Annotated in this window: 7 protein-coding genes; 6 read left to right on the forward strand and 1 reads right to left on the reverse strand. The window is 40.8% G+C overall.

All coding sequences use genetic code 11. From position 1 onward, the window contains the following. The first annotated feature begins 68 nt into the window (after positions 1 to 68). The 6 genes from W7W_RS0100555 to W7W_RS0100580 all read left to right on the forward strand — a co-directional run bounded on the left by W7W_RS0100555 (position 69) and on the right by W7W_RS0100580 (position 4,962). Positions 69 to 1,178 carry an ABC transporter permease gene (locus W7W_RS0100555; protein WP_010661931.1) on the forward strand — a complete coding sequence of 370 codons (1,110 nt, stop codon included), beginning with the start codon at positions 69 to 71 and terminating at the stop codon, positions 1,176 to 1,178. Between the two features lie 172 nt (positions 1,179 to 1,350). Beyond that, positions 1,351 to 1,536, forward strand: a complete 186-nt coding sequence (locus W7W_RS0100560) for a hypothetical protein (protein WP_010661932.1) — start codon at positions 1,351 to 1,353, stop codon at positions 1,534 to 1,536. Positions 1,537 to 1,595: 59 nt separating this feature from the next. Beyond that, a complete protein-coding gene (locus W7W_RS0100565) occupies positions 1,596 to 2,879 on the forward strand; it encodes a DEAD/DEAH box helicase (RefSeq protein WP_010661933.1) in 1,284 nt (427 codons plus the stop codon). Positions 2,880 to 2,990: 111 nt separating this feature from the next. Beyond that, positions 2,991 to 3,449: a cold-shock protein gene (locus W7W_RS0100570; protein ID WP_010661934.1), complete on the forward strand. Its 459-nt coding sequence runs from the start codon at positions 2,991 to 2,993 to the stop codon at positions 3,447 to 3,449. 50 nt (positions 3,450 to 3,499) lie between these two features. Next, complete coding sequence (locus W7W_RS0100575; RefSeq protein WP_010661935.1) at positions 3,500 to 4,507, forward strand: NAD(P)-dependent oxidoreductase; 1,008 nt, start codon at positions 3,500 to 3,502, stop codon at positions 4,505 to 4,507. A 44-nt stretch (positions 4,508 to 4,551) separates the two neighbouring features. Beyond that, positions 4,552 to 4,962 carry a secondary thiamine-phosphate synthase enzyme YjbQ gene (locus tag W7W_RS0100580; protein WP_010661936.1) on the forward strand — a complete coding sequence of 137 codons (411 nt, stop codon included), beginning with the start codon at positions 4,552 to 4,554 and terminating at the stop codon, positions 4,960 to 4,962. Positions 4,963 to 4,965: 3 nt separating this feature from the next. Here the strand turns inward: W7W_RS0100580 and W7W_RS0100585 are convergent. Then, positions 4,966 to 6,079, reverse strand: a 1,114-nt coding sequence (locus tag W7W_RS0100585) for a glycosyltransferase (RefSeq protein ID WP_010661937.1), incomplete at its 5' end; no start/stop codon positions are given.

Below are 6,079 nucleotides of genomic sequence, written 5' to 3' on the forward strand. Positions count from 1 at the left end.
TGGATACTTGGTTTATTTTCCAAAAACTGGTTGACCCTTTTTGAAGTTTTCACTCAAAAAATCAGAAAATGAGAATTTTATTTGCCCTTTTACAAAAGGAATTTATTCAGATAAAAAGGAATAAAACCATTCTCAGGCTTATTATTGTTTTGCCTGTGGTTCAATTATTAATTTTGGTCAATGCTGCCACCCTGGAGATGAATAATCTTCAAATTGCTGTTTATGACAATGACGATTCTGCCCTCAGTAGCCGGCTGGTTAGTGAACTGGATGCATCGCCATTTTTCAGGATGTCTGCTTCGCCTCCAAATGTTGAATCGGGTATCAGTCAAATAGAGGAAGGGACCGTTGATTTTCTGTTGGTTATTACCGATGGTTTTGAAAAAGATGCTTTGGCAGGAAATACTTCCCGGGTCCAATTGTTGGCCAATGCCATTAATTCGCAACAGGCACAGCTGGGGTTTGCTTATTTGCAGCAGGTTGCTCATCGGTCAATGAAAAACTTCGCAGTTGAAATGCAGGGGATTGTGCCTGAGTCAAAAATATCTACCACTTCGGCTTTTTGGTATAATCCCGAACTCAATTATAAATTCTTTATGGTCCCCGGAATATTGGTGGTGCTGGTATCGGTGGTAGGAATGTTTCTAACCTCAATGAACCTGGTTCGTGAAAAGGAGATGGGAACCATTGAGCAGATGAATGTGACCCCGGTAAGGAAATCGACCTTTATTGTTGCTAAATTATTACCTTTTCTCATTATCGGGTTGTTTGAACTCGGTCTGGGACTTATAATTGGAAAACTTATTTACGATGTACCCATTGAAGGTAGTCTCTGGCTGATTTTTGGAATAGGCACCCTCTATCTTATTGGTTTGCTTGGGTTGGGGTTATTGCTCTCGACTTTTTCATCTTCCCAGCAGCAGGTGACCTTTGTTAGTTACTTTTTTCTTTTAGTATTTATTCTGATGAGTGGAATCTTTACTTCTGTGGATAATATGCCCGAATGGGGGCAGAAGGTGAATTTAATAAACCCATTCTTTTATTTTATTGATGTTATGCGCAGCATTTTGTTAAAAGGTGCAGGGTTGGCTGATTTGTGGCGGCAGGTGGGAGGTATTTTGTTTCTGGCTGTTACACTGGTGACGCTGGCGGTTTTCAATTACCGAAAAGCTTCCTGATTTCTTTTTGCAAATTTTGTGGTTTGATGGAAAGGGGTTGTTTAGCATTAGTATAGTTGCGTGTGTTTTTGGAGATTGCTTCTTTAAGCCGGAACAAAATATTTTATTAAATTTATACTTTTGAGTCTGATACAGTTGTAATGTTGATTGATAAACTTAAAAAACTAAAATTATGAGCAACAAAAATGCATGTAATTCTCAAAGCGGGAATGCCGTTTATGGTCTGGGACTGATAGGTGCTGCAGTTTTTTATATCTCCCAGGCCACCACCTTCTGGATGGGGGTTTTAGGTTTTCTTAAAGCATTGGTCTGGCCTGCTTTTCTGGTCTATGAGGCATTGAGGTATATTTATCTGTAGGGGAAAATCCTGCTGTTATCCAAATAATTCTAATATCTTTGTGCTTTTAATACTATTAGATGACATTTAAAGATTTAGAACTTATAGAACCTATTCTCAGGTCACTGAAAGAAAAAGGCTATACACAACCAACACCAATTCAGGAACAATCCATTCCTATTTTATTAGGCGGTAAAGATTTATTAGGATGTGCCCAGACAGGCACCGGGAAAACAGCAGCTTTTTCAATTCCAATACTTCAAAACATTTATTTAAATTCCTCCGCGGATAATCAATCCAGGCGTCGCCGAAAACCAAGGCTGAAGGCACTTATTGTCACTCCTACAAGGGAACTGGCTATTCAGATTGGTGAAAGTCTTACGGATTACGGGAAATATACCGGTATTCGAAATATTGTGATTTTTGGAGGAGTCAAACAGGGAGCTCAAACGCAATCCCTGCAACGGGGTACTGATATTCTTGTTGCAACTCCTGGCAGGTTACTGGATCTAATCTCCCAGGGATTTATTAGTCTCCGGGAAATTGAGTACTTTGTACTTGACGAGGCTGATCGCATGCTGGACATGGGCTTTATTCACGATGTTCGGAAGATCATTAATTTGCTTCCGGCCAAAAGGCAATCTTTGTTTTTTTCTGCAACAATGGCCCCGGAGATTGTTAAACTTTCTGGGAAAATATTAGGCGGAAATCCCGGGAAAGTCACCATTACTCCCAAGCAGAATACTGCTGAAAAAGTGGATCAATCTATTTATTACGTTGACAAAAAAAGTAAATCCCGGCTTTTGGTACATCTGATGGAAGAAAACCCTGAAGATTCCACCCTGGTTTTTTCCAGGACTAAACATGGTGCTGATAAAATTGTTAAAATATTAAAGAAAGCCGGAATTAATGCCCTGGCTATTCATGGCAATAAATCTCAGGGTGCCCGCCAAAAGGCTTTGGGGGATTTTAAATCCGGAGAAGCCAGCGTGTTGGTGGCAACAGATATTGCAGCCCGCGGGATTGATGTGTCCGGACTGGGAAGAGTTATCAATTATGACTTACCGAATATTCCGGAAACTTATGTACATCGAATCGGCCGTACAGGTAGGGCAAATGCCGAAGGAACAGCACTCTCGTTTTGTGATGTGGAGGAGAAGCCTTATCTTAAGGACATTCAAAAATTAATCAATCAACGTATTCCCGTGGTTGATGGACACCCGTTTCTGCCTCAGGTCGAAACCGGCACAGAGGAGAAAGTGGTGGAAAAGCCTTCAGGGATTCGTAAAAAAAGTTCTTTCAAAAGCCAGTCTTCCGTAAACAGATATAGAAAACAGAAAAGAAACCGGAATTCAGGAAATTAATTTTATCCCTGAGGACTTTTACCGTATTTTGTTTTTGCATAGCGGATGAACTTGTTTAAGGCAGTTAATTGCCGTATTTTTAGAAAAATTTTAAATCAAATAAATTAATTTATGGGTAGATCACAAGAATCGTTTAACAAAAAGGAAGTTAGAAATAAGAAAGAAAAGAAGCGGAAGGAGAAAGAACAAAAGCGTCTTGCCAGAAAAGAGGGTGGCGATAAGAAAAACAGTCTTGACGACATGATTGCTTACGTTGATGAGCATGGAAATATTACATCTACTCCTCCGGATCCGGATAAGAAGAAGGAAGAGATTGATGTGGATGATATTCAGATAAGTGTTCCTAAGAAGAGTGAACAGGAGGAGGAAGATCCTATCCGCAAAGGAACTGTAAATGCCTTTTTTGACTCTAAGGGATTTGGATTTATCAAAGATCTGGAAACAAAAGAGAGTGTTTTCTTTCATGTTAGCAATGTTGTTGACGAGGTTATTGAAGGTAATTTGGTTAGCTACGAAGTTGAAATGGGGCCTAAAGGACCGGTTGCTGTAAATGTTAAGCAGATTAAGTAATCCGCTCTGTTTGAGACTTTTTATTATTTTAAGGTTTTTGAAGTAAGACGATGAAAAAGAAACTGATTGTTACGCATCAGCTTCCCCGGGGGCCGTTTTCCGCACTTAAAGATGATTTTGAAATTCTCTGGCCTGATGCCGATGCATTTGGCAATGAAGAGTTATTGGAGAATCTGAAAGATGCTGATGCTGTGGTTACTGTTTTCGGGAAGTCATTCAAAACCAAAATGATTAATGCTGCCCCGAGGCTTAAATTGATTGCAAACTATGGAGCCGGGGTTGATAATATTGATCTGGATGCAGCTAACGGGGAAGGTATTGTGGTAACCAATACCCCGGATGCTGTTACAGAACCCACTGCCGAATTGGCCATGGGGTTGATGCTGAATGTGGCTCGCAGAATTTCTGAATTCGACCGGGAACTCCGGGCCGGGAATATTACCGATTGGGGAGTTATGAGCAATCTTAGCTCAACGCTACAGGGGAAAACGCTTGGAATCGTGGGAATGGGGGCTATTGGCCGGGCACTAGCCCGCAGAGCCTCCGCTTTCGGAATGAATATTATCTACCATAACAGAAACAGAGTCTCTGAAGAAACAGAAGAAAAGCTTGAAGCACGTTTTACGGATTTGGAAAATCTTTTAAGAAATGCTGATTTTGTTTCACTGCATGTACCCTTGACTCCTGAAACAGACGGAATGATAGGACTTTCTGAATTAAAACTCATGAAAACCTCAGCTTTTCTTATCAATACTGCCCGTGGCGCGGTGTTGAATCAGACGGCTTTGATAGAGGTTCTGAAAAACAAAGAGATTGCCGGAGCCGGCCTGGACGTTTATCAGAATGAACCTGAGGTGCCTGCAGAGTTATTGGAGATGAATAACGTGGTTGTAAGTCCGCATGTGGGAAGCGCTACCCGTGAAACGCGTGAAATAATGAGCAAACAGGTTGTTGGTATTATTGATGATTTTTTCCAGGGGATGACCGGTATTCCTGTAGTGAATCCCATGGTGTTGAGCTCAGGTCAATACCGATTTAAGCAGGAGAGCTCTTCTTAGGTCGGTGAGAGAACAGTATGTTTATCAGGTAAAATGCATTAGAAATGATTCAGCAGATAAATGTTACATTACCCGAGTTGGGACGTGGATTTCATTTGGTAACCAGTTATATCACTTCTGAACTTCCGGATCTCCCGGAAACCGGTTTGGTTAATATATTCATTCAGCATACTTCAGCTGCGCTTACACTGAATGAAAATGCAGATCCTTCAGTGCGAGACGATTTTGAAACAATCTTTAATAAGCTGGTTCGGGAGAATGATCCGGATTACACGCATACCCTCGAAGGTTCTGATGATATGCCGGCACATGCCAAAGGATCCATTTTGGGTGCTTCGCTGACGATTCCTGTTTCCAAACACCGCTTGGCATTGGGGATGTGGCAGGGGATTTATCTTTGTGAATTCAGAAATTACGGAGGCCCCAGACGACTTGTTGTTACTATTTATTCCTGATTTTTATTTTACAAGTTCAAGAACTTCTTTTATCACATCTTTTTCGTTGTTCCATGTATAATGTTTTGCGGCCAACGGGATTGTGTCCTGCCACTTTCTGCGCAATAGAGTGCTTTCACAGGCTTCCTTTATGGTTGATGCGATAATTTCCGGTTCAAGGGAGTTTGTTATGAGACCGGTTTCTGAGTTATTGATTATTTCCGCCATGTCGGGAAAATCATTCGCTAAAACAGGAATGCCTGCCTGGATATAATCAAAAATTCGGTTGGGTAAGGCATGATAGTAATTGAGGCCCATGTTTTCGTGCAATGCCAATCCCAGCATGGCATTTTCTTGATATTTGTGCAGTTCTTCGAAAGGTACCGGTCCTGTAAAAATTACACGCTTTTCTAAATTCATAGACTTTGTAAGTTGTATCAGTTCGTCGGTAATATCTCCACGTCCAACAATTACCATCCTGTAATTGTCCTCCAGAAATGATAAGGCTTTAATAGCTTGTTCCAGTCCTCTTCCTGTATTCAGTGCTCCCTGGTAGAGGATTATTTTCTCATCAGCCTTCAGGATAGGGATTTTTATTTCTTTTCGTTGGATTGGGAAATTTCGCAGTAGTCTAAAATCCAGATTCAGGTTTAGCTTATACAGATTAACCAGTCCCGGAGATACTGTGTAATACAAATTGCATCCCGGAAGAAATATCCTTTCCAACTTGACCCAGATGCCTTTGGTCTTTTGGCGATTGGTAAGTTCCGGGAGCTCAGAAAAATATTCATGTCCATCGAATACAATAGGTTTTCTTTTGATAACCGCAGCACACTTAGCAGCTGGCAGTGTGTCCATGTCCACTGCCCATATTAAATCCAGTCTGCTAAAAACTAGAAACCAGAATGTGTAAATGTTTAAAAAGAAGTAAAACAGCGGGCCTTTCTTAAAAGGAAGCCTGAATCTTTTCTCTCTTCCGGGACGATTCATTGGATTTTGAATCTCCGGCAACTGTCTGCCTGTCTTTAGCACCTCAAAACCTAACTCTATCAGTGCTAAAGTTATTTTATGAACTCTGTTATCGAAATACAGATTGTTGGAGGTGGTTATGATGACTTTCTTCAATTTTTTTTTTTTT

The organism is Marinilabilia salmonicolor JCM 21150 (assembly GCF_000259075.1).
In the GTDB taxonomy this organism is placed as follows: Bacteria; Bacteroidota; Bacteroidia; order Bacteroidales; family Marinilabiliaceae; genus Marinilabilia; species Marinilabilia salmonicolor.

Coding starts and splice junctions, on each gene's coding strand:
- W7W_RS0100555 (WP_010661931.1), top strand. CDS start 69: ATGAGAATTTTATTTGCCCTTTTACAAAAGGAATTTATTCAGATAAAA.
- W7W_RS0100560 (WP_010661932.1), top strand. CDS start 1,351: ATGAGCAACAAAAATGCATGTAATTCTCAAAGCGGGAATGCCGTTTAT.
- W7W_RS0100565 (WP_010661933.1), top strand. CDS start 1,596: ATGACATTTAAAGATTTAGAACTTATAGAACCTATTCTCAGGTCACTG.
- W7W_RS0100570 (WP_010661934.1), top strand. CDS start 2,991: ATGGGTAGATCACAAGAATCGTTTAACAAAAAGGAAGTTAGAAATAAG.
- W7W_RS0100575 (WP_010661935.1), top strand. CDS start 3,500: ATGAAAAAGAAACTGATTGTTACGCATCAGCTTCCCCGGGGGCCGTTT.
- W7W_RS0100580 (WP_010661936.1), top strand. CDS start 4,552: ATGATTCAGCAGATAAATGTTACATTACCCGAGTTGGGACGTGGATTT.